Origin of the sequence: Ewingella americana ATCC 33852, assembly GCF_000735345.1 — a bacterium.
GTDB lineage: Bacteria > Pseudomonadota > Gammaproteobacteria > Enterobacterales > Enterobacteriaceae > Ewingella > Ewingella americana.
Map to the genome: position 1 here is coordinate 1 of NZ_JMPJ01000035.1, position 23,461 is coordinate 23,461.

The following is a 23,461-nucleotide window of genomic DNA, read 5'->3' on the forward strand; positions in this document are numbered from 1 at the left end:
GCTGCCGGAGCGTGCTGGCGGCCCATGCCGACGCCGCCGACAAGCTGCTTGGGCTGGGGGTGACGCTGTCGGGCTTCATCGATGAACATCAGTCGACCTGCGTGCAATCCACGCTGTTGAGCTGGCGCGACGTGCCGCTGGCCGACCTGATCCGCCAAAGCATTCACCAACACTGCCCGACCATTAATCAGGGCGGAGGTATTGCCGTCGCCATTGAAAACGACGCCAAAGCGCTGGCGGTGAGTGAGAAACGCTTTGGTCACGCCCGCGAACTGAGCAACTTCACACTGGTCAGCCACGGCGCGGGTATTGGTAACGCACACTTTATCTCCGGCCAGCTGCATCGCGGTTTTCACGGCGGTGCGGGGGAGATTGCCCACTGCACCATTGAGCTGGACGGCCTGCCGTGCCGCTGCGGCAAGCGCGGCTGTCTCGACACGCTGGCCTCGCTTAACGCCATTATGGAGCGGGCTAAAGCAGAGTCTCTCGAGGTGAATTCCCTCGCCGAATTGGAAAAGCTGGCGGCGCGCGGCAGTAACGCGGCGATTGGCATTTTGCATCGGGCGGGCACCGCGCTGGGCTTGGCGATTTCGCATCTGATTCAAATTAATGACCCGGACATGATCCTGATTGCCCATCAGGAACAGAGCTTCTCCGGGCTGTTTGGCACCGTGGTACAGCAGTCGATAGATGCCAACGTGCTGCCGGGCGTGGCCGGGCTAACGCCGGTCAAAACCTTCGCGCTTAATGACGATACTTGGGCGCGCGCTGCGGCGAGCATCCCAGCGCACCGTTTTTTGGTCGGCCTGAAATCTTGCTGAAACGTTCACTTTCACACTCTGAATTCTGAGGTTAAACACCATGCGTATAGCAGTCGGCGGTATCCATATCGAATGCAGCACTTACAACCCGGTGCTCAACGAAGAGAAAGACTTCCGCATTACCCGCGACGGGGCGCTGCTCGCCGCGCCTTACTTCAAGTTCTTGCAGGATTATCCGGCCACCTTCTTGCCGACCATTCATGCTCGCGCCATTGCCGGTGGTCCGGTCTCGCGGGCGACCTATGAAAAATTCAAAGCCGAATTTTTGAGTGGATTAGAAGCGCAAAAGCCTTTCGACGGCCTCTACCTGCCGATGCACGGCGCGATGTATGTCGAAGGGATGGAAGATGCCGAAGGGGATTGGATCGCCGCGGCCCGCGAGGCGGTGGGCGACGACTGCCCGATCAGCGTCAGTTACGACCTGCACGGCAATGTGTCGCAGAAAATCATTGATGCCATCGATATGTTCTCTACCTATCGCACCGCGCCGCACATTGATACGGAAGAGACCATGCGCCGCTCGGTGGCGATGCTGATTAAAACCCTGCAAACCGGCGTCAAGCCAACCCTGCTGTGGGCACCTGTGCCAGTGGTGTTGCCGGGCGAACGCACCAGCACCGAAGATGAGCCAGCGAAAAGCCTGTATGCCCGACTGCCGGGCATTGATGAGATTGACGGCATCTGGGACAGCTCGCTGATGGTCGGCTATGTCTGGGCTGACGAGCCGCGCGCCACGGCGGCGGTGATCATGACCGGCACTGACCAAGCCGTGCTGGAGCGCGAAGCCAAAAAGCTGGCGCAGGCTTACTGGGACGCGCGCGAAGATTTCGTTTTCGGCTGCGAAACCGACACGGTGAAAGCCTGCGTGACCAAGGCGATTGCCAGCCCGACGCGCCCGGTGGTGCTTGCCGATTCTGGCGATAACCCGACCGGCGGTGGCGTGGGTGACCGTGCCGACGTGCTGGCCGAGCTGATTGCCCAATATGCGGATGGCGTGATTGTCGCCGGTATTGCCGATTTACCCGCCACCGAAGCAGCGTTCAACGCAGGCGTGGGTTCGCGCCTCAGCCTGACTCTCGGGGCGTCGCTAGACCACTCCAGCCCGCAGGTAAAAGGCGAGTTCGAGGTGGTTCTGCTGCTCGACGCGCTGGCCCCGGCGGACCGTCAGGCCGTGCTGCGCACCGGCGGCATTGATATCGTGGTGTCGGCTCGCCGTCGCCCGTACCACAACATTAGCGACTTTACCGCGCTGGAGCTGGACCCGCACAACGCCAATATTGTGGTGGTGAAATCGGGCTATCTGTCGCCGGAACTGGCCCCGATCGCCAGCCCGAATCTGATGGCGCTGTCCAACGGCGTGGTCGATCAGTTTGTTGAGCGCTTGCCGCGCCTGCGCAAAGTGCGTGACACCTTCCCGTTCGACAAAGACTTTACCTACACGCCAGAAACCTTGCTTTCAGCCCGCAGCCGTTAATTGTTGGCTTAACCTGTTTGCCTTTGCCGGAGAAAGAACATGAACGCGACGACCCCGCAACAAGCCGCAACGCCACGCCTGCCGGTGCTGGAAGTCAAAAATCTTACCACCTCGTTTCGTGGCGAAGATGACTGGCTGCCGGTGGTGCGTGACCTGTCGTTTGAGGTCTATCCGGGGGAGACGCTGGCGATTGTGGGCGAATCCGGTTCGGGCAAAAGCGTCACTTCGCTGTCGGTGATGCGCCTGCTTAAAGCCCAGTCGAGCAAGATTGAAGGAGTCGTTAACCTCAATCAGCGCAGCCTGCTTGGGCTGTCGGACAAGGCGATGCGCGACATTCGCGGCAACGAAATGGCGATGATTTTTCAGGAGCCGATGACCTCGCTCAACCCGACGTTTAGCATCGGCAGGCAGATTGCCGAAAGCCTGAAACGCCATCGCGGGATGTCCTCCAAACAGGCGCGGGCCGAGACGCTGCGTCTGCTGGAGAAAGTGCGTATTCCTAATGCACAGGCGCGGTTTGATGAGTACCCGCACCAGTTTTCTGGCGGCATGCGCCAGCGCGTGATGATTGCCATGGCGCTGGCGTTGAAGCCTAAACTGCTGATTGCCGATGAACCCACTACCGCGCTGGATGTCACCATTCAAGGGCAGATCCTCGACCTGATTAAAACCTTGCAGGAAGAGGAGGGGATGGCGGTGCTGTTCATCACCCATGATATGGGCGTGGTGGCGGAAATTGCCGACCGCACGCTGGTAATGTATCGCGGCGAGTGTGTGGAAAGTGGCGAAACCGCCGAGTTGTTCCACCGCCCGCAGCACCCTTATACCCGCGCTCTGCTGGCGGCGGTGCCGAAGCTTGGCTCAATGCAGGGGCAACCTTGGCCGCTGCGTTTCCCGCAAATTGACCTGCAAACGGGCGCGTCGACCCAGCCGCTGGAAGTCGCCAATACCCCAGACCGCGGGCAGACGCCGGTGCTGTCGGTGAAAAATCTCAGCGCGCGCTTCCCGGTGTATGGCGGTTTGTTGAGCCGACAGGTGGGGGCAGTTCACGCGGTGGAAAACATCAGTTTTGACCTGTTGCAGGGGGAAACCCTGTCGCTGGTGGGCGAGTCGGGCTGTGGAAAATCCACCACCGGCCGCGCCGTCACTCGCCTGATGACTCCGCACAGTGGCGAAATCGACTTCGACGGCTTTGACGTGATGAACATTGATAAGCGCCAGATCCTGCAAATGCGCCAGCGCATTCAGATGATTTTTCAGGACCCGTTCGCCAGCCTCAACCCGCGCATGCGTATCGGCGACGCCTTAATCGAGCCGATGCTGCAACACAAGCTGCATAACCGTGCCGACGCTAAAGAGAAGGCCGCCGCGCTGCTGCACAAAGTCGGGCTGTCGCCGGATATGATGCGCCGCTTCCCGCACGAGTTCTCCGGCGGCCAGCGCCAGCGTATCTGCATCGCCCGCGCGCTGACCCTCGACCCGAAAGTGATTGTCGCCGACGAATCTGTCTCGGCGCTGGACGTGTCGGTCAAGGCGCAGGTGGTGAATTTACTGCTCGATTTGCAGGAGAGCATGAACCTCTCTTACCTGTTTATCTCCCACGACATGGCGGTGGTGGAGCGTGTTAGCCATCGGGTGGCGGTGATGTATCTGGGGGAAATTGTGGAAATCGGCCCGCGCGCCGCCATCTTCGACAACCCGCAGCACGCCTATACCCGCAAGCTAATGGCGTCCGTGCCGGTGCCAGACCCGGCGCGGCGCGGCCTGAAGCGCCATATGCAGGTGGATGAGCTGAAAAGCCCGGTGCGTGATAACAGCTATGTGCCGCCGATTCGCCAATATAATGAAGTGTCGAAAGGCCATTTCGTGCAGGTCTAAGCTATTTTACTGGCTCTGTTGAACGCGGCGGGGCGCACCCTCCGCGTCGGGTCGCGTGTTACCCTGATTGCCGCAGCAAGTTTCTTAACATCTCCTCACGTAAAGTTAATCCTTTCATTAAAAGTTGTTATAAAATAGCGCCCTCGCTTTCGACGAGTTCCCTCGTCAGACTTGGTATGCGAACTACATTTAAAACGCAACAGGTTAATTTCTTAGGAGTTTTCATGTCTAACCAGTTCCCAAACTCACGCCTTCGCCGCCTGAGACAGTCCGATTCCATGCGCGCTCTTTTTCAGGAAACTGAATTTAGCGTGAATGACTTGGTACTGCCGATTTTCGTAGAGGAAGAGACATCTGAATACGTGCCGATCGAAGCCATGCCTGGTGTGATGCGTATCCCTGAATCCCGCTTAGCTTTTGAAATTGAACGCTATGCCCGCGCCGGTATTCGCTCTGTGATGACCTTTGGTATCTCCAAACATATGGATGCCACCGGCAGCGATACCTGGAATGAAAACGGTCTGGTGGCGCGCATGGCGCGTATCTGTAAAGACACCGTGCCGGAAATGATTGTGATGTCCGACACCTGTTTCTGCGAATACACCTCCCACGGCCACTGCGGCGTGCTGCATGACCACGGCGTAGACAACGACGCCACGCTGAAAAACCTCGGCAAGCAGGCCGTGGTAGCCGCCGCCGCCGGTGCTGATTTCATTGCGCCTTCTGCGGCTCAGGACGGCCAAGTGCAGGCTATCCGCAGCGCGCTGGACGAAGCGGGCTTTATCGACACCTCAATCATGGCCTACTCCACTAAGTTCGCGTCTTCACTGTATGGGCCATTCCGCGAGGCGGGCGGCAGCGTGCTGAAGGGCAACCGCAAGCAATACCAGATGAACCCGATGAACCGCCGCGAAGCCGTGCGCGAATCGCTGATGGATGAGCAAGAGGGCGCTGATGCGCTGATGGTGAAACCTGCCGGTGCTTACCTCGACGTGATCCGCGACATCCGCGAAGCCTCTCGCCTGCCATTGGCGGCGTATCAGGTCAGTGGTGAATACGCGATGATCAAGTTCGCCGCGCAGGCCGGTGCTATCGACGAACGCGCCGTGGTGCGTGAAAGCTTGGGTGCTATCAAACGCGCCGGTGCTGACATCATTCTGACTTACTTCGCGATGGACATTGCTGAAAACGGCCTCTAATGGTCTGAGTGGTTTTCATGAAAAGCCGGGCTTTTATGCCCGGCTTTTTTACGTCTGTACTATGAGTGAAGACAGAAGTGGGCGTTGATGTCGCCCTTGTGGCTAACTCAGCAGGCCATTCGCGCCTAGCGGGTCGGTCGCTGTAGTAGGCTTGGGTCCAGCACTACGCGGCTTGCCGCTTTCGACGGATGCCCCGGCTGTTCCACTTTAACCATCAGGGTTAGCACCGCAGCAATCAGGTAGAGTGCGGTATACACCCACACCACGCCGACGATATCAAAGAACGGCAGAATGATTGAAGCAATCGCGGGCGCGACAAAGTTACTCAGCCCGGCGGACAAGTTGTAAATCGAAATCGCCGCGCCTTTATGGTTAGGCTCCAGCACTGGGAAAACGGCGGTCATCGGCACAAAGGCGGCGACGGTAATGCCCAGCATCACGGCAGGCACCAGCGCGACCCAGAAATTATGCCCGGCGTAGACTGGCAAGTAGTAGAACGCCAGACTGGAGATAGCGCAGCCAATGCAGCCAAACCAACGCACCTGACGCAACCAGCCAATCTTCTCGCCTAAAATCCCCCACATCACGTTAGTGAAAATCGTCACGAAAAAGAACACTGCCCAGATTTGCAGCCACTCCGACATGCTAAAGCCAAGGCGGCCGACGAACAGCATCGGCATGATCACCGCAAAGCCAAACAGTGAAATGGTGTTGATGATGCGAATCAGGCAGGAGAGGAAAATATTGCGATTGGTGAACAGAATGGTCACCGCGCGGCTCAGTTCGCCAAGTTTCTCTTTCGGGCTGAGATTGGCTTTGCTGCTCGGCTTGCCAACTTTACGCAGCAGGGTCATGGCCATAATCCCGCCTACCGCCACCCAAGCAATGGCAAACCACAGCGTGCCGGTTTCGCCCATATAAGGAATGGTGAAGCTCGGCAGATAGCTGCCCACGCAGCCAATCCCAATCGAGTACATAGCCCAGAACCAGCCCATAGCCGAAGAGAGATTTTGCTTCGGCACGGTTTGCACCACCAGCATGACAAAGGAGTAGATAAACAGCGGGTAAGCCAGCCCGCGAATGCCGTAAAACAGCAGCATCAGCGGGTAATTTTTCATGCCAAGACCGAACAGCATAAACAGCGTGTGCATCACCACCCACAGAATAAAGCCAATGCGCATGGCTTTCTGCGGCGTGATGATCTCAGCCACGACGCCTGAGCTCCACGCCGCCAGCGCGGCTGCCAGCCCGTAAACCGTGAACACCACGGCGGATTGCGAGGCGCTGAAGCCCATGTCGATAATGTGTTTAGACAGGAAAGCCATTTCGAAGCCGTCACCGCTCATGAAAATGGCGATGGCAATGTAGCCCCAGAACAGGTTCATCGGTAAACCGAACCAGTGGGTTGCTTGTTTTTGCATGTCGAACTCCTGTGCCGCGTTGCCGCAGCCGGTGGTGAGTAGGGGGCAGAGATGGGGCGCTTAAGCGCCCTCGGAAGTTATTGTTTTAGGCGTTTCTTAGGGCGACTTGCTGTTGATAGAGCTGCCGGTAGGTGTGCAATCGCTCGCGCAGCATGTCGCGGTTTTCGGCTTGAGGTTGGAAGCGACGGGCAATTTCAGGTTTGCGGCACGCCTCGGCGAAATCTCCGCCAGCGGCCAGCCAGCCCAGACGCGCCGCGCCCAGCGCACCTCCGGCTTCCCCGCCGGTGTGCGTGACAATCGGCAGATCCAGTGCGTCACTGACCAACTGCGCCCAGCGATCGCTACGCGCGCCGCCGCCGACCAGCGAGCACTGTTGCAGCTGGGTTCCCGCCTGTTGCATCACCGCCAGCCCGTCGGCCATGCCGAAAGCCACTCCTTCAAGCACTGAGTAACCCAGCGTGGCGCGGTCGGTGCTGTGGGTCATGCCGTGGAAAACGCCGGTGGCCTGCGGGTCATTGTGAGGAGTCCTTTCGCCAGATAAGTAGGGCAGAAACAGCGGAGCCTGCCGCTGCTGGGCCGGACTGAGCTGGGCAATTTCCGCCAATAAAGTGGTTTCATTGCTGCCAATCAACGTGCAGTACCAGCGCAGCGCACTGGCGGCGGTCAGCATCACGCTCATCTGGTGCCAGCTGTTGGGCAAGGCGTGGCAGAAGGCGTGCAGGGCCGACTGCGGGTTGGGGCGAAAACGGTCATTTACCGCAAACAGCACGCCGGAGGTGCCGAGGGAAATAAAGGCGTCGCCCGGCGTGACCGCGCCGATGCCCACCGCGCTGGCGGCGTTATCCCCTCCGCCACCGGCGATAATCACGTCATCGCGCAGGCCCCAGGCGCGGGCGATATCATTTTTCAGCGTGGCGCTGACGTCGCTGCCTTCCACCAGTCGCGGCATCTGGTCGCGGCTCAGGCCACAGGCCGCCAACAGGGAATCTGACCAATCGCGCTTGGCGACATCCAGCCACAGGGTTCCGGCGGCGTCCGACATCTCCGACACCTTCTCGCCGCTCATCATCCAGCGCAGATAGTCTTTCGGCAGCAGCACGGTGGCGGTTTGCTCGAAAATTTGCGGCTCGTGGCGCGCCACCCACAGCAGCTTCGGCGCGGTAAAGCCGGGCATCGCCAGATTTCCCGCCACCTCATGCAGCTCGGGAGCCGCCTGAGTCAGCTGCTCACACTGCGCCGCGCTACGGGTGTCATTCCATAAAATCGCCGGGCGCAGAACTCGCCCATCACGGCTCAGCAGCACCGCGCCGTGCATCTGGCCGGACAGCCCGATGGCGCGGATCTCTGCCCACTGTTGGGGTAATTTCTGCCGCAAACGGCCCACCGCGCGCTGAGTTGCTTGCCACCAATCGTCAGGGTTTTGCTCTGCCCAATGCGGCTGCGGGCGGCTGACCTCTAGCGGTTCACCGGCACTTGCCAGCAGTTGACCTTCGCCATCAATCACCACGGCTTTGATTTCTGAGGTGCCTAAATCCAGTCCGAGATACATAATTTTCCCCTAGGCGTGCTTGGCGTCGGTCAGCCACTGATTAACCCGCGCGACCGACTGGCGCAGCAGATCGCTGAATTCGGCTTTACCGGCGAGACTGCCAAACAGCTTGTCGTCGGCGGCAAAGCGGGCCAGCGGGTCGGCGCTGTCAAACAGGGCGTGAACCGCCGCCGCGTCAAGAATGCCATCCTGATACTCATAGGGCAGCTGGCCCAAGTGCCACTGCTGCATGTAGACAAAGAATAGCGCGGGGAGCATGGCGGTGGCGCGCGGCGTTTGCCCGCGCTGATAGCACTCTTGCAGCGTCGGGGCGATAAAGCCGGGGATTTTCGAGAAGCCGTCGGCGGCCACGCGCTGGTTGGTGTCCTGAATGTGCGGGTTGCTAAAGCGCTCCAGCACCACGTCGCGGTAGGCTTCGAGGTCCAGCGGGCTTGGCGACAGGGAAGGGATCACGTCTTCGGTCACATAGTCATAGGCCATCTGGCAAATAGCCTCGGTACGGGTGCTTTCATCAATATAGCTTTGTCCCAGCAGGGTTCCGGCCCAGGCAATACAGCTGTGGCTGGCATTAAGAATGCGGATTTTGGCTTCTTCATAAGGCAGAACGGACTCGACCATTTCGACATCGACCTGCTCCAGCGGCGGGCGTCCGGCAATAAAATCATCTTCAACTACCCACTGGATAAAGGCTTCGCCCATTACCGGCGCGTGGTCTTTGATGCCGGTGGCCTGCTCGACGCGCACGGCCACTTCTGGCGAAGGGCGCGGGGTAATGCGATCCACCATGGTGTTCGGGCTGTGGGTGTTCTGCTTCACCCAGTCGAGGGTGCTCTGCTGCTGGCGCAGGGTTAAAAACTGCAACAAACCACTGTGGAATCGGTCCCCGTTGTGGCGCAGGTTGTCGCAGTTCAGCAAGGTTACAGGCCCCCCTTGATTGGCGATGCGACGCGCCAGAATGTGGCTTATCGCGCCATAAATAGTTCGGCAGCCGCCGTTGAGGTCGGCCTGCACGTCGGCATTGCTTTGGTCCAGATTGAACTGGTTGTCGAGGTAATAACCGGCTTCGGTCACGGTAAAGGAGATCACTTTGGTGCGCGGGTCAGCCCCCAGAGCAATCAGCGCCGCCAGCTCGTTATCCCACGGGATGATTTTCTGAATCGAGGTGATAGTTTCATAGGCCCGCTCGCCCTGAGGTGTCACGGTTTCCAGCACATATTGGCCATTCTGCGCTTGCAGGGCGTCAAGCAGAGGTACGCCGTCCTGACGAATATTGCCCAGCGCGATTGACCACTCGTTGTGGCCTTGAACCAGCAAACGGTGCAGATACCACGCCTGATGCGCGCGGTGGAAAGAGCCGCTGCCGATGTGCAGCCAGACGCAAGGTGTTGGGGTCAGTGAGGTGTTCATAAGATCTCCACGCGAATTAAACTATGTGATTTGGGCTTAAGCTCTTTAGTTGGGCTTTTGCTCGATTGCCGATAGCTTAATGGAACATTTGCCCGTCAAGTGGGCTTTGGCTCACATTTTCCGATCTTGGGGAGATTTTGCTGTCACGGCAGGGAGGAATTGGCGATAACATGGCGGCAGTGAAATTAGCGAGTTGGGAAGTGGGCATGAATAAGAGTGATAAGAAGCTGGATCAGGCGGCGCGCGCGGCGTGGATGTATTACGTGGCGGGGCAAACGCAGAATGAAATCGCCGACGCGCTCGGGGTGTCTCGCCAAGTGGCGCAGCGTCTGGTGGCCAGCGCGCTGGATAACGGTCTGGTCAGCGTACACATTTCCCACTCGATTGGTCGCTGCATGGAGTTAGCCGCCCAGTTGAAAAAACGTTTTGGTCTCGGCGTTTGCCAAGTGGTGCCGGGGCAGGGAATGGATGATGCGGGTATCAGCCACGCCATCGCGGTCGCCGGTGCGGAAGTGATGGCGCAGTACATTAAACAAGAGCAGCCGATGATCATTGGCGTCGGCTCGGGACGCAGCCTGAAAGCCGCCATTGACGAACTGGCTGATGTGGAACGCCCGCAGCACAGCAGCGTGTCGCTGATTGGGGCTATCGCCTCGGACGGTTCCTGTACTCGCTACGACGTGCCGCTGCTGATGGCGCAGAAGACCCAAGGGCGCTATTTCATTTTGCCAGCGCCGCTGTTTGCCGATGGTGAAGAAGACCGCGCCGTCTGGTGCAATCACCGGATTTATCGCACGGTGAGCGAGAAGGCCAGTCAGGCTGATGTGACCTTTATTGGTATCGGCACCATTGAGCCGGGCTGCCCGTTACATAAAGACGGCTTTATTAGTGAGCAGGACGTCGAAGGTTTAATGGCGAGAAATGCGGTGGCCGAAGTACTGGGCCACTTTATGGGGCCAGAGGGAGAGCGGATTGAGAGCGAGCTTAATGCCCGCTTAACCAGCGTCGGCCCTAAGCCTCACGATGATAAGCCAGTTATTGCGTTAGCGGGAGGAAGTGCCAAGCATCTTGCCATTCGCGCCGCGCTAAATGGCAAGTGGATCAACGGCTTGGTCACGGATGAAGCCTGCGCCGAATGGCTGTTGCAGTAAACTTACTTCTTGCGGATGTCGGCGATATCGTTGGTGTTCATCAAATGGTAGTCGCCGTTTAAGTCCACGTAGCTGGTCATGCCGCTGTCGCGGTCTTTGTCCGGCTCGCCGTGGCTGATAATCGAATCCCCGGCTTTGGTGCTTATTACGTAATCACTGGTACAGCCAGACAGCACCATCGCCAGCAAACCGACGGCTAAAAAAGCACGTTTTCTCATCAATTCTGTTGTCCTTTTCAAATATCGTGATGACTTTGCGAATTAAAATACCCGATAGCGCCCTCAGGCGCACCCTCTTGCGGCGCTTAATCCCCAATTCAATCCAAAATAATCACCTATGGGAATTAGCTGAAAAGCGCGCCAATGCTGGTGATAGGCACGATTTGATTTGTCTGTGGCGAACGTTTCGATAAGATTAAACGAAGGTTAACTTTTTGTTGAAAACGAGCGATGCAGATCACGTTTTGGGCAAATATTTCCGCTTTCCCGCCTTAACTTGACCTCTAACAGTAAACAGGCGTTGACCCTGTTGATTTTATTACGCTATATAGCGCATCCCCGTATTATTCGGCCCTGCGCTTGGCAGGCAAAACATCTTTTACTACCTCTATGTTTCAGGGCGCAGCAATGGTCACAGATTTTATTTCATTCTTTTTATTCGTCTCGTCCATTTTCCTGTATGTGCGACGCGCCTCGGCGGGCCGTATCTGGTTCTCTTTGCTGCTGTTTTTCCTGACGCTTTACGTGATCCTCAATTTAGTGCTGATTGGCAGTAACTATTTTACCGGTGACGGCATCACTGACGCCGTGCTCTACACCGTCACCAGCAGCCTGAAAGGGGCGGGACTGACTAAATATATTCTGCCATTCGCCGGGCTGGTAGTGGCGCTGGTGGTCATAGTCTCGCTGCTGGTCTGGTGCCTGAAAAAGCGCCGCGCCAGCAACAGCAGCTGGGTATACAGCGTGTGCGCCGTGATGCTGGCGGTGTTCTCGGTGGGTTCGACTCAGGCTTTCCAGAACATTTCCCGTCTGGTGAAAACGCAAATCAGCGGCGATACCGCCGACTTCGACACCTATTACAAAGTGCCGCAGAAGGTGATTAAGGGTAAGAAGCCGAACTTGGTGTATATCTTTGGCGAGAGTCTGGAACGCACCTACTTTGATGAGCAAACCTTCCCCGGCCTGACCACTGAGCTTTCCAAGCATAAAGATGCCAGCATTGATTTTACCGGCACGCGGCAGGTACCGGGCACCGGCTATACGATTGCGGGCATGGTTGCATCATTGTGCGGCATCCCTCTGTTTGCGCCTTTTGATGGCAACGCCTCAAGCGCGCTGTCGACCTTCTACCCGGAAAATGTCTGTTTGGGCGACGTGCTGAAGGGCGCGGGCTACCAGAACTACTTCTATCAGGGCGCAGAGCTGGCATTCGCCGGCAAGGGCACCTTCCTCAAGTCGCACGGCTTCGATAACTTGTATGGTTACAACGAGTTGCGCAGCACGGTCAAAGACCCGTCCTATAAAAATGACTGGGGCTGGTACGACGACACTTTACTGGATGAAGCCTATAAAAAATTCGTCGAGCTGAGCAAGGCGGGGCAGCCTTTCTCGCTGTTCGCCCTCACCGTGGATACTCATCATCCCGACGGTTTTATCTCGCGCGGCTGCACTAAAAAAGAGTATCTGGTGAACAATAAAGATAACCGTTCACTCAGCGCGGTGGCCTGTAGCCAGCAGCTGGTGGCGGCGTTTATCGATAAAATCAAAGCTTCCGGCTACTACGACAACACCATTATCGTGGTGAGTTCCGACCATTTGGCGATGAACAACACCGCATACAGCATGCTGACCAAGAAAAACCGCAAAGACCTGTTCTTTGTGATGGACGGTCGCAACCCGCAGGCCGAGCTGAACAATGTGAAACGCAGCACCATTGATAATGGCGCGACGGTGCTGGACCTGATGGGCGGTGATAACTTTATCGGGCTGGGGCGCAGTGGCCTGTCGAGTACCTCACTGGCAACCCAATTTATGAATATTGATGAGAAGATTGAGGGCTGGAAACCTGCGGTTATCAAGCAGTGGGGCTTCCCGAATCGCATCAATAAATACAGTATTGATAACAAGGCCAACACCTTTACCTTCTCCGGCATGACCATCAAAGTGCCGTTTATCCTCAAAGTTGGCGTTAATAAAGTGGAGCCGATGTTTGACGTTTATCTCTCCACGCCGCTGAAAAAGCAGCTGGCTTCGCTGACCATGAGCAACAACTATGTTTGGGTGGACAAGTGCTATGAGATGGGACGCGTGTGGGCACCCGAGCTGGCTTTGAATACCGGGCTGTGCGTGGCGTCGGGCAATCTGGCATCTAAGCCGGAGATCGTGCAGGCCAGCGGCGCGGTCTATAAAGGCAAGGTTGATTTCGCGCAGACCACCGGCAGCCAGCAGGTGTATCAGAGCACGGTGGACCAGCTGAATATTGATGACGAAGCCACTAAGTATCAGTCGCAGGCGATTGTCTTTATGCTGCCGGGGCTGCCACAGCAGGTGCAGGCCGTCAGCGGTATCTCTAGTGTCGAAGACTGGGGGCGCTGGTCAGACGCTAATCTGGCTCCGGCGGTGAAAATCGATTATGTCGATCCTCTTCCGGCCAGCTTCAATCTGGTGCTGCGCGCCCGTGCCTATGGCAACAACATCGGCAAGCCAATCTCGGTCAAAGTGGGGGACGAAGAGCAGTTCGTCACCTTTAACGCGCAGGACGAAACCGTCACCGTGCCTTTCACCAATCCGGGCAATGTGCAAAGCATCGTCATTACGCCGCCGTCGCCTACTGAGCCAATCGAAGGTACCAGCAGCGGGTTTGAACCGAAAAAGCTCGGCATCGGGCTGGTCTCTTTGGCGGTGGAAGACCGGGATACGGAGTCCTAGTTTGGCTGCTTGAAATACCCGAGCGACATCACAAAAAGCCCGTAACTGCGGGCTTTTCTCATCTTTCTGCCTAAGTATTTTATCTCGACGGTCGATAACCCTATTAAGCCAGCGACCGCTGCGTCGCTAAGAGCGCCTCGCTCAGCATTCTCTCTTGGGGAAGACATGGATAATTTTCAGAAAGAAATCGACGAGAGAACCAATCTCACCTCATCAAACCGTTTTGAGCTATTGCTGTTCCGCTTGGGGAATTCTCAAGACGACGGGCAGTCTGAGCTTTATGGCATCAACGTGTTCAAACTGCGGGAAATCGTGGTCATGCCCCCGCTGACTAAAGCGGCGGGAATGGCCTCGCCGATGATGGGGATGGCGAATATTCGTGGGGAAATCATTCCGGTTATCGATCTCCCTGCGGTGGTGGGCTGTGAGCCTAAAACCGGGCTGAACATTCTGCTGGTGACCGAGTATGCCCGCAGCACTCAGGCTTTCGCCGTCGAGTCGGTGGATGACATCGTGCGGCTGGAGTGGAGTCAGGTGCTGGCTGCCGAGGCCGGAGTGAAGAGCCGCAACATCACCAGCATTGCGCGTCTGGACAATGACAAATCCAGTAATCGTCTGGCGCTGGTGCTGGACGTTGAGCAAATTCTGTATGACATCATTCCGCCAGACCGGAATACCAAAATTGACGCGGACAAGACCAAAGCTTTTGCCTTGAAACCGGGGGCGGTAGCTATTGTTGCCGAGGACTCCAAAGTGGCGCGCTCAATGCTGCAACACGGCCTCGACAGCATGAAAGTGCCGAGCGTCATGCATGTCACCGGACTTGAAGCCTGGAATAACATCAAGAAGATTGCCGAGCAGGCCAAGGCGGAAGGGCGGCCAATTTCCGACAAAATCGCCTTCGTGCTCACCGATCTGGAGATGCCCGAAATGGACGGCTTCACGCTGACCTTAAACATCAAGCGAGATGAGTTCCTGAAAAATATTCCGGTGATCATCCACTCTTCGCTCTCCGGCAGTGCCAATGAAGACCACGTGCGCAAGGTCGGTGCCGACGGCTATGTCGCTAAATTCGAAATCAACGAGTTGGAAGCCGCTATTCATAAAGCGCTCGATGGCAAAAAAGTCCCAGCTAATCAATAAGTAATCTATTAATAGTCACCTTTTTGGCCAGCGTTAGCTCTCAATGGGATAATGCTGGTCAAGTTTATTCATTCCCCCGGTAATTTCCTTGCTCCCATTTCAATTAATCCGCATTGAAAACATTTCTAGATATGTTATAACGTAACACTTCATTGATATGGATCATCAGGAGAACGTTATGAAAAAAAGCATACCTATTACTTTAATAACTCTGGGAATTTTACTGTCTAGCCCGCAAGCATTGGCACACGGCGCGCCGCTGTCGGAAAAGGAGCGTAAGGCCAGCGAGGGTGTATTTGAGAATACTGAGGTGAAAGATCGCGCGTTAAGCGATTGGGATGGCGTATGGCAGTCGCTCAATCCATACCTGCTGAACGGCGACCTCGACCCAGTTTTGCAGAAAAAGGCCAAAGAGAATAAAAGCAAAAGCGTTGAAGAGTATCGGGCGTATTACAAGAAGGGCTATGCGACTGATATTGAAATGATTGGTATTGAAAACAACGTCATTGAATTTCACCAGAACAATCAGGTGAGTTCATGCCAGTACCACTATGACGGTTTCAAAATTCTCACCTATGCGTCCGGCAAGAAGGGGGTTCGTTACCTGTTCGAATGCCGTGACAAGCAATCCACCGCGCCAAAATATGTGCAGTTTAGTGACCATATTATCGGCCCGAAAAAATCCTCTCACTACCATCTCTACATGGGTAATGACTCTCAAGAGTCCTTGCTAAAGGAGATGGACCACTGGCCTACCTACTATGAATACGCCTTGAGCAAAGAGCAGATTGTCCACGAAATGCTGGCACATTGATGCACCGGCTGCGGATACTCTTCGCAGCCAATGAGCTTTCGCCCAAAGCAAGACGCCCGCTTAAGTTTCCTTAAGCGGGCGTCTCTAATATGGCTCCTCTGACTGGACTCGAACCAGTGACATACGGATTAACAGTCCGCCGTTCTACCGACTGAACTACAGAGGAATCGTTGGAACGGGGCGAATAATAGCGATTGCCCGCAGGCATGTCAAAGGGGCATCTGCATATTTATGTCCGTTTGCTCGCTGTTTAGCCAAGTGGTTGAGAATCTAGCCGAAAGAAGGGCGTTTGCGGCCTATTACAGCGGCCCGTCTCGCAAAAACCTCTCTTCGAGCGTAGCCTCAAGGCCGAGCATCGCGTCTTCTGCGTGCTGCATGTGTTCGGTCATGACCTGAGCCACTAAGTCGGCATCTTTGCGGCGCATGGCTTCAATCAGGCGATATTGATAGTTAATGCCGACGCTGCGTTCTACAGGCTCGGGGCGCAGGTAGATGTCTTTACACACCGCTAAATCCTTGAGCAATCGTTGCAGGAAGTGGCAGATAAAGGCCAGCAGCACGTTGTCAGAATAGCTGGCCACAACGCCGTGAAAGTCCAGTTCGGCCATTCGCTGCTCCCAGCGTTCTGCTTCATCTGCCGGTTCGTGGTCATAAACCGTAATCAGCTGATGCAACTGCTCGAAACCCTTGGCATCAATATTGTCGATGGCACTGACCGCCACCAAAGGCTCTAACGCCTTGCGCAGTGCGTAAATATTGCCGATGGAAAGCTGGCGGGTAAAAAGATAATTTGAGAGCAAACTCATGGCGCGGGTTTCGGTCATGGATTCAATAAATGCGCCGCCGCCGGGTCCGGTTTTAGTGCGGATCAGACCCTGCACCTCCAGCGATTTCAAGGCTTCGCGCACGGTGCCTTTCCCCGCTGCGTAGCGAGTTATCAGGTCTTTCTCCTGAGGCAGTCGATCTCCTGGCAGAAGGTTATCGCTAATAATGCTCTCTTTTATGGCATCGACAATTTCATCGGTGCGTTTACGGCGCGTCGGTTCGCTCTGAGTTGGCCTGTCTGTACTCATAAAATCCTTCATCCCTTCAAACCCGTGGCGCGCTGGCGAGTAGCCGCTGCGTATAATCGTGCTGTGGAGCGTTGAACAACCTATCGCTTGGCGCACATTCTACCAAATCTCCGTGATACAGCACGGCCACCCGATCGGCAATCGATTCCACCACTGCTAAATCATGGCTGATAAACAGATAGGAAAGCCCAAACTCGCGCTTTAACTGGTCTAACAACAACAAGACTTGCGCCTGCACCGACACGTCGAGCGCGCTAACCGGCTCGTCGAGCACTAAGATACGCGCTTCGGCTGCCAGTGCGCGAGCAATCGCCAGCCGCTGCGCCTGCCCGCCGGAAAACTCATGGGGATACCCGGACAGCGCGTCGGCGGGCATTTGCACGGCATCCATCAGTTCCAGCATCCGCGTACGGCGGCGCGCGGCGGGGTAGCTGCACAAATATCGCAGAGGCACGTCCAGCGTATTGGCGATGGTTTTGCGTGGATTGAGCGAAGCCACCGGGTCCTGAAACACATACTGAATCATTTGGCCGAAGGCTTTGTCGCCGCGCTTGGCGTGCGTTGACATCTCTTCGCCCATCAGCCTGATGCTGCCGGACGTCGGGCGTTCAAGACCTACCAGCATTCGCGCCAAAGTACTTTTGCCTGAGCCGCTCTCGCCAACAATCGCCAGCGTTTCACCGGCGTCTAGGTGCAGAGAGATGCCCTTGACCGCCTGCACCTGATGCTTGCGCCCAGAAAACCAGCCGGACGCGCTGCCGAAGGTTTTCACCAGCCCATCGGTTTCAATCACCCTATTCATGGAGCCTCCTGCGGCGGCGCGTCTTGGCGATAAAGCTCGCCGACTTGTTTAAGGAAACCGCGCCCCTGACCGAGCTTTGGCACGCTGGCAATCAGGCGTCGGGTATAGTCGTGTTGAGGTTGACGAAGCACAGACTGTGTCTCGCCAGTTTCAACGATTTCACCGTGGCGCATCACCGCTACGCGGTCGCAGATCTGCGCAATAACGCCAAAGTCGTGAGTGATAAACAGCAGAGTTAGACCGCGTTCATGACGCAGCTTTTGCAGTAGTTCGAGAATGCGGGCCTGCACCGTGACATCCAGCGCGGTGGTGGGTTCATCAGCAATGATAACCTCGGGATCATTGGCCAGCGCCATGGCAATTCCCACTCGCTGGCGCTGCCCGCCTGAGAGCTGATGCGGGAAGGCGTCAAAGCGAGAGGCGGCTTCATCAATGCCGACGCTTGCCAGTAACTCCAGCGCCCGCAGTTTGGCCGCCGAAGCCGCTAGCGGCTGGTGAGCTTGAATAGCTTCAATGACCTGTGCGCCGATGCTGAACTGTGGGTGCAAGGTGGTTAGCGGATCCTGAAATATATAAGCCACTCGCGCGCCACGCCGCTGCTGCAACTGGCTTTGAGGAAGAGATAGCATCTCTTCGCCGCTAACGTAAATCGCGCCGCCGCTTATCTCGCCGGGCGGGGAAGACACTAGCCCCATGATGGACAGCGCGGTAACGCTTTTCCCTGAACCGCTTTCACCAATCAGCCCCAGACACTCGCCTTGTGCGACATAAAAGCTAATGTTTTTCACTGCCGCCGAAACATGGGCGCCGGAGCGGAAATTCACTTGCAAATCGACCACTTCCAGCAGGGCTTTATCACTGTGCCGCGCCGCCGGGATATGAGAGCGATCCACGGCTGTCACTGCCTGAGCGCGCAGCAGCACGCCGGACTTGAGTCGAGGATCTAGCAGGTCACGCACGCCGTCGCCGAGCAGATTAAAGCTCATTACCAGTAGGAAAATCATTAAGCCAGGCACCACCGAGACGTGCGGCGCGCTGAACATCTGTGCGCGACCCTGTCCAAGCATTGAGCCTAAGTCCGCGTTAGGCGGCTGCGTCCCGAGGCCGAGGAATGACAGTCCCGCCGTTTCCAAAATCATCCAGCCGACGGTCGTCGACATGGTTACTACCACCACGGGCATGACATTTGGCAGCACTTCAGTGAGTAAGATTTGCAGGTGATTTTTACCCGACAGCCGCGCCGCCTGAATAAAGTCGCGCTGGCGCAGGCCGACGGTCAAGCCACGGATATTACGGGCGAAGAAGGGAATGTTGACCACTGCGATGGCGTAAAGCGCATTCAGCAGGCCGGGGCCGAGCACCGCAACAATGACCAGCGCCAGCAATATGTAGGGAAATGCCATCAGCATGTCTATCAGCCGCATCAGTAAGCTGTCGGTTTTTCCCCCGGCATAACCGGCGACCAGCCCAATCAGCGTGCCGAAAAATGCCGCCAAAAGCGTGGCGCAAATGCCGACAGCCAGCGACACGCGCGTACCCCACAGCAGGCGTGAAAGTACGTCACGGCCTAAGGGGTCAGTGCCAAGCCAGTGTCCTTGTGAGAAGGGCGGCAGTAGGCGATTAAGTAAATCGGTCGCGTCAGGATCTGGCAGAGGCAACAGCGGAGCCGCTAGCGCCGCCGCAACAGCCAGCACCAATAGGGTTAGGCCCAGCGTGGCGAGTCTGTTTGCCAGCAAAAGTGCCCAGAGTGATTGGCGATGGCGCGGCGGGGTGGTCGTTGTCGTCGAGTTCATGATTTTAACCTCGGGTCGAGAAGCGCCTGAAGAATGTCAGCACAGAGATTGATCAGCACGTAGGCCGCTGCAGCAATGAGTACGCCGCCCTGAACCAGCAGCAGATCGCGAGTGGCAACGGCTTTCACCATCATCGCCCCCAGCCCCGGCCACTGAAAAACGGTCTCGATATACACAGCTCCCCCCAGCACAAAGCCCGCCTGAATCCCGATAACCGGGATAACCGACACCAGCGCCATACGAAACGCGTGCTTATAAATCACTTTTCGCTCGGAAAGACCTTTGGCACGGGCCGTTCGTATGAAGTCCTGACGCAGCACTTCCAGCATGGCGGTGCGCGTTAGGCGTGCAATCACGCCGGTTGCGACAATCGCCAGCGTAATGGCGGGCAGAGTGAGGTGATGCAGTAAGTCCAGAGCACCGCCACCGTCCCAAATGGCGTACATGCCGGAGGCGGGAAACCATTGGAGCTGCACGGCAAACAACATGATCATCAGCAGGCCAATCCAGAAAGAGGGCATTGAAATGCCCAGCAGCACAAGCAGGGTAATCAGGCGATCCCCCCAGCCGAACTGACGCACGGCGGAAAAAATCCCAGCTAGCAAGCCCAGTACGGTGCTTATCAGCAGCGCACAACCGCCCAACAGCAGCGTGGCACCAAAGCGCTCAAGCACTTCATCAATCACCGGCCGGTTAAGCACGTATGAGCGCCCAAAATCGCCGTGCAAGATATTCCCTGCCCAGATGAAATACTGCTGATAGAGCGGCTTATTCAGCCCCAACTCCTGATTAATGCGCGCGACGTTTTCTGGTGTCGCCCACGCGCCCAGCAGCGCCTGCGCCGGGTTGCCGGGGATCATCGCCATAATCAGAAAGACAATCAACGACAGCCCGATAAACACCGGAATGGTCGCCAGCAGCCTTTTCAGTACGTAACCCATCATCGTGGTTCTCCCCGTTTACTGTTTGGTTACCCGATTGAGCAACAGATTGAAATTCGGTTGCAGCGCGAAGTGCTGAATGCGCGTTGACGTCACGGCGTTTTGTTTCCAGTTAGCGACAAAAATCCACGGCGCGTCGTCATGAACAAGCTGCTGCACCTGACGGTAAATCGCGCCGCGTGTCGCGGTATCCGTGGTCAGCCGCGCTTTTTGCAGCAGCGCATCAACCTGGCGGTTGCTGTAATAACCAGAGTTAAACCCTCCGGCTTTCGGCCATGCATCGGTACGCAGTGTGAGGAACGGTAGGGTGTCCGGGTCATTGGTCATCCATGCCATTTCCGCCATATGGGTTTGGTTATTCAGCCCGGCGTTTACCTTCGACAAATAGGTATTCCATTCATAGGTTTGAATCGCCACGTTAAGGCCTACGGCTTTCAAGTCGGCTTGAATAGCGGTCGCCATCGGGATAGGGTCGAGCATGCCGGAGCCCCCCTCTGTCACGTAGAAAGTCAGTGTCGCTCCTTCGGCTCCTGCGGCTTTGAGCAGTTCACGCGCTTTGGCTGGGTCATAAGGGTAGGGGGAAACCTCTTTGTTAGCCGCCCAGCCAAAAGCGCGTGGGATAGGACCGTCAGCCACCTCGGCGGAACCTTGCAAAATATTGTCTGCCAGAGATTGTTTGTTTACCGCGTAATTCACCGCCTGCCGCACGCGAACATCATTGAATGGCGGCACCTGCGTATTGAGCATCACATACCAGACGTGTGGGCCGGTGGTTTGGTACATACGGAAGCGATCGTGCTTTTTCTCAAACAGTTTTACCGTGTCTGGCGGCACTTCCACCATGGCATCGATGCCGCCAGACAGCATCTCGGCTACCCGCGTATTGCCGTCAGTTATTGGCCTAAACACCACGTGCTGTACCGCCGGTTTGCCGTCCCAATATTGCTGATTGGCATTGACCACCACCCGCTGATTGGCCTGCCACTCAGCAAAGCGAAATGCGCCAGTGCCCACCGGGTGGCGGCCAAACTCCTTGCCATATTTCTTAACAGCGGTCGGCGAGACAATCAGGCCAGTCGGCGTCGCCAGATTAGAGAGGAAAGGGGCAAAAGGCTCTTTAAGGGTGAACACCAGCGTATTGGCGTCCGGTGTCTCAATGCTTTTTATCGATGAAAAGAAGAAAGAAAGTGGGAAGGGGCCGGTGTTATGCCACGGGTTTTTGTTATCCAGCATACGGTCAAAGGTGAATTTTGCCGCTTCGGCGTTGAACGGCGTGCCATCCTGAAACGTCACGTTTTCCCGCAGATGAAAGCGATAGGTCAGGCCATCCGGACTGATTTCCCAATGTGTTGCAAGGGCGGGCTCGATATCCAGCTTGCCTTCGCCATTACGCACCAGCCCGTCGTAGATGTTGACCAAAATACGCGAATCGTTCGCCGCCGTGGCGATTTGCGGGTCGAGGGATTGCGGCTCGGCAACTTGGCCTATTAACAAGGCATCGGCTGGCGTTTTCGCCATGGTGGGAGCGTACCACGCCATCGCGCCAAAGCAGAGACAGAGCGGGAGAAACCTTCTTCGCAGAGTGTGCAGCATACCGACCTCGTGGCGAGTTGTGTGTCGTGTGACTCCTCTCAAAAGAGCCTGTTTATTATTTGTGCTTAATTTATTTATGCGTATAAATAGAATTAAATGCAATAATTTATACTCATAAATTTAACGAATTAGTCATAAGTCGACAAAACAGGGGGCGGTTTTGACCTTTTCAATCGTAGCGCGGGATGAAAAAACGGGAGCACTGGGCGTTGCCAGCGCCACGGCGGGCCCGGCGGTAGGTGCGCTGGTGACCCACGGGCGATCGCAAGTTGGCGCCATTGCTACCCAAGCTATGACCAATCCACTGTACGGTGAGCGTGGACTGGCATTGCTCCGACAGGGTGCAGGTGCCGCTCAAACCTTAAAAAGCTTACTGGCCGAAGACTTCAACCGGCAGATGCGTCAGGTGCTGATTATTGATAATCAGGGCAACATGGCGCATTGGAGTGGCGAAGAGTGTGGTCAGTGGTCGGGAAGTTTGGCAGGGGATTCCTGCGTGGTCGGCGGAAACTTACTAACTGGTGCCAGTACGCTGTCCGACATGCTGGAAAGTTATGACCAAAACGCCGATTTACCTTTTGCCGACCGTCTGCTCAGCGCGATGCTAGCCGGTGCGCAGGCCGGGGGAGACAAGCGCGGCCTGAAGTCAGCTGCGCTAAAAATCTGGCACGATCGCGAATATCCCAGCGTCGACCTGCGCGCTGACTGGTCTAATATCCCCTTGGTCGAACTAGCGGAGATCCTCCAGCAAACCCGTGAGCCTTCCTACGCCGACTTCTTTGCCGCTCTGCCTAAAGGCAATGCAGGCTAGCGCGTCATAAGTTTGCATTATGCTGGTGCAATAGGATGTGAATGGTGCGCTGGTTAGTCGTTGTCACTCATAAGTGAAGGGGTAAAATAAGTATTAATTACAATTGGTTAGGTTTGTTTTTGTGTGAGAATCAAGTTGTTGGCCCAGATATTGCTCTCTTTAATTAGCCAATATGTTTGGCATCCCGCAGGGGACCCTTTTCTGGCAACGTGGAGAGCAGTGATGAACCTCAGACGCTTAAAGTACTTCGTGAAAATCGTCGATATCGGCAGCCTGACTCAGGCGGCAGATGTTTTACATATCGCGCAGCCTGCGTTGAGTCAGCAACTGGCGACGCTGGAAGGGGAGTTGCAGCAGCAATTGTTAATCCGCACCAAGCGCGGCGTAACGCCAACCGAGGCCGGAAATATTCTTTATATGCACGCCCAGACGATTTTGCGCCAGTGCGAGCAGGCTCATAGCGCCGTGAACTGCGCCGGTCAGGCACTCAGCGGGCAGGTCTCCGTCGGCCTAGCTCTCGGCAGCGCCGCACCCAACATGGCCGCCCAACTGCTACAAGCCGTCCGCGAGCAGCACCCGCGCATTCTGTTGTATATCAACGAGAATTTTAACTCGACCCTCGCCGAGCTGGTCACCGAAGGCCGGATGGACATGGCGGTGATCG

General features: G+C 56.3%; 19 protein-coding genes and 1 tRNA gene. 10 read left to right on the forward strand and 10 right to left on the reverse strand.

Annotated features, from left to right (window positions below; translation table 11 throughout):
* From GEAM_RS05525 to hemB, 4 genes are all read left to right on the forward strand, one after another.
* Positions 1 to 821: ROK family protein (locus GEAM_RS05525; protein ID WP_034789368.1), on the forward strand; the 821-nt coding region annotated here is incomplete at its 5' end.
* Positions 822 to 861: 40 nt separating this feature from the next.
* The gene (locus GEAM_RS05530) at positions 862 to 2,295 is read left to right on the forward strand and encodes a M81 family metallopeptidase (protein WP_034789369.1); all 1,434 of its coding nucleotides are present in this window, start codon (positions 862 to 864) and stop codon (positions 2,293 to 2,295) included.
* A 39-nt stretch (positions 2,296 to 2,334) separates the two neighbouring features.
* Positions 2,335 to 4,173, forward strand: coding sequence for an ABC transporter ATP-binding protein (locus tag GEAM_RS05535; protein ID WP_034789370.1), 1,839 nt, complete (start codon positions 2,335 to 2,337; stop codon positions 4,171 to 4,173).
* Positions 4,174 to 4,397: 224 nt separating this feature from the next.
* Entirely contained in the window at positions 4,398 to 5,372 is a 975-nt protein-coding gene (gene hemB, locus GEAM_RS05540; protein WP_034789371.1) for a porphobilinogen synthase, read from the forward strand.
* A 125-nt stretch (positions 5,373 to 5,497) separates the two neighbouring features.
* On the opposite strand, the gene GEAM_RS05545 is transcribed toward hemB, so the two are convergent.
* From GEAM_RS05545 to dalD, 3 genes are all read right to left on the reverse strand, one after another.
* Positions 5,498 to 6,793 carry an MFS transporter gene (locus GEAM_RS05545; RefSeq protein WP_051899416.1) on the reverse strand — a complete coding sequence of 432 codons (1,296 nt, stop codon included), beginning with the start codon at positions 6,791 to 6,793 and terminating at the stop codon, positions 5,498 to 5,500.
* A gap of 85 nt (positions 6,794 to 6,878) precedes the next feature.
* Positions 6,879 to 8,342: a xylulokinase gene (xylB, locus tag GEAM_RS05550; RefSeq protein WP_034789372.1), complete on the reverse strand. Its 1,464-nt coding sequence runs from the start codon at positions 8,340 to 8,342 to the stop codon at positions 6,879 to 6,881.
* Positions 8,343 to 8,351: 9 nt separating this feature from the next.
* The gene (gene dalD, locus GEAM_RS05555; RefSeq protein WP_034789373.1) at positions 8,352 to 9,749 is read right to left on the reverse strand and encodes a D-arabinitol 4-dehydrogenase; all 1,398 of its coding nucleotides are present in this window, start codon (positions 9,747 to 9,749) and stop codon (positions 8,352 to 8,354) included.
* Positions 9,750 to 9,955: 206 nt separating this feature from the next.
* Between dalD and GEAM_RS05560 the strand changes: the two genes are divergently transcribed.
* Positions 9,956 to 10,900: a sugar-binding transcriptional regulator gene (locus GEAM_RS05560; RefSeq protein ID WP_034789391.1), complete on the forward strand. Its 945-nt coding sequence runs from the start codon at positions 9,956 to 9,958 to the stop codon at positions 10,898 to 10,900.
* A 2-nt stretch (positions 10,901 to 10,902) separates the two neighbouring features.
* On the opposite strand, the gene GEAM_RS05565 is transcribed toward GEAM_RS05560, so the two are convergent.
* Complete coding sequence (locus GEAM_RS05565; RefSeq protein WP_034789374.1) at positions 10,903 to 11,118, reverse strand: YgdI/YgdR family lipoprotein; 216 nt, start codon at positions 11,116 to 11,118, stop codon at positions 10,903 to 10,905.
* Positions 11,119 to 11,526: 408 nt separating this feature from the next.
* Here GEAM_RS05565 and opgB point away from each other — a divergent pair, with 408 nt between their 5' ends.
* The 3 genes from opgB to zinT all read left to right on the forward strand — a co-directional run bounded on the left by opgB (position 11,527) and on the right by zinT (position 15,784).
* Entirely contained in the window at positions 11,527 to 13,827 is a 2,301-nt protein-coding gene (opgB, locus tag GEAM_RS05570) for a phosphatidylglycerol--membrane-oligosaccharide glycerophosphotransferase (protein ID WP_034789375.1), read from the forward strand.
* Between the two features lie 165 nt (positions 13,828 to 13,992).
* Positions 13,993 to 14,970 carry a chemotaxis protein gene (locus GEAM_RS05575; RefSeq protein ID WP_034789376.1) on the forward strand — a complete coding sequence of 326 codons (978 nt, stop codon included), beginning with the start codon at positions 13,993 to 13,995 and terminating at the stop codon, positions 14,968 to 14,970.
* Positions 14,971 to 15,148: 178 nt separating this feature from the next.
* Positions 15,149 to 15,784: a metal-binding protein ZinT gene (zinT, locus tag GEAM_RS05580; protein ID WP_034789378.1), complete on the forward strand. Its 636-nt coding sequence runs from the start codon at positions 15,149 to 15,151 to the stop codon at positions 15,782 to 15,784.
* A gap of 90 nt (positions 15,785 to 15,874) precedes the next feature.
* Here zinT and GEAM_RS05585 read toward each other — a convergent pair.
* The 6 genes from GEAM_RS05585 to GEAM_RS05610 form a co-directional block, all read right to left on the reverse strand.
* Positions 15,875 to 15,950: transfer RNA gene (locus GEAM_RS05585), tRNA-Asn, on the reverse strand.
* Positions 15,951 to 16,083: 133 nt separating this feature from the next.
* Entirely contained in the window at positions 16,084 to 16,857 is a 774-nt protein-coding gene (locus GEAM_RS05590) for a FadR/GntR family transcriptional regulator (protein WP_034789380.1), read from the reverse strand.
* A gap of 16 nt (positions 16,858 to 16,873) precedes the next feature.
* Positions 16,874 to 17,659, reverse strand: coding sequence for an ATP-binding cassette domain-containing protein (locus GEAM_RS05595; RefSeq protein WP_034789381.1), 786 nt, complete (start codon positions 17,657 to 17,659; stop codon positions 16,874 to 16,876).
* Entirely contained in the window at positions 17,656 to 19,452 is a 1,797-nt protein-coding gene (locus tag GEAM_RS05600) for a dipeptide/oligopeptide/nickel ABC transporter permease/ATP-binding protein (RefSeq protein WP_034789382.1), read from the reverse strand. Before GEAM_RS05600 ends, GEAM_RS05595 begins: the two co-directional genes overlap by 4 nt.
* On the reverse strand, positions 19,449 to 20,396 hold the full coding sequence (locus GEAM_RS05605; RefSeq protein ID WP_034789383.1) for an ABC transporter permease: 948 nt from the start codon (positions 20,394 to 20,396) through the stop codon (positions 19,449 to 19,451). The genes GEAM_RS05600 and GEAM_RS05605 overlap by 4 nt, the downstream gene beginning before the upstream one ends.
* 15 nt (positions 20,397 to 20,411) lie before the next feature.
* Complete coding sequence (locus GEAM_RS05610; RefSeq protein WP_419471218.1) at positions 20,412 to 21,911, reverse strand: ABC transporter substrate-binding protein; 1,500 nt, start codon at positions 21,909 to 21,911, stop codon at positions 20,412 to 20,414.
* Positions 21,912 to 22,146: 235 nt separating this feature from the next.
* Between GEAM_RS05610 and GEAM_RS05615 the strand changes: the two genes are divergently transcribed.
* Positions 22,147 to 22,797, forward strand: coding sequence for a DUF1028 domain-containing protein (locus GEAM_RS05615; RefSeq protein WP_034789386.1), 651 nt, complete (start codon positions 22,147 to 22,149; stop codon positions 22,795 to 22,797).
* 222 nt (positions 22,798 to 23,019) lie between these two features.
* A partial coding sequence (locus tag GEAM_RS05620) for a LysR family transcriptional regulator (protein ID WP_034789388.1) occupies positions 23,020 to 23,461 on the forward strand: 442 nt, incomplete at its 3' end.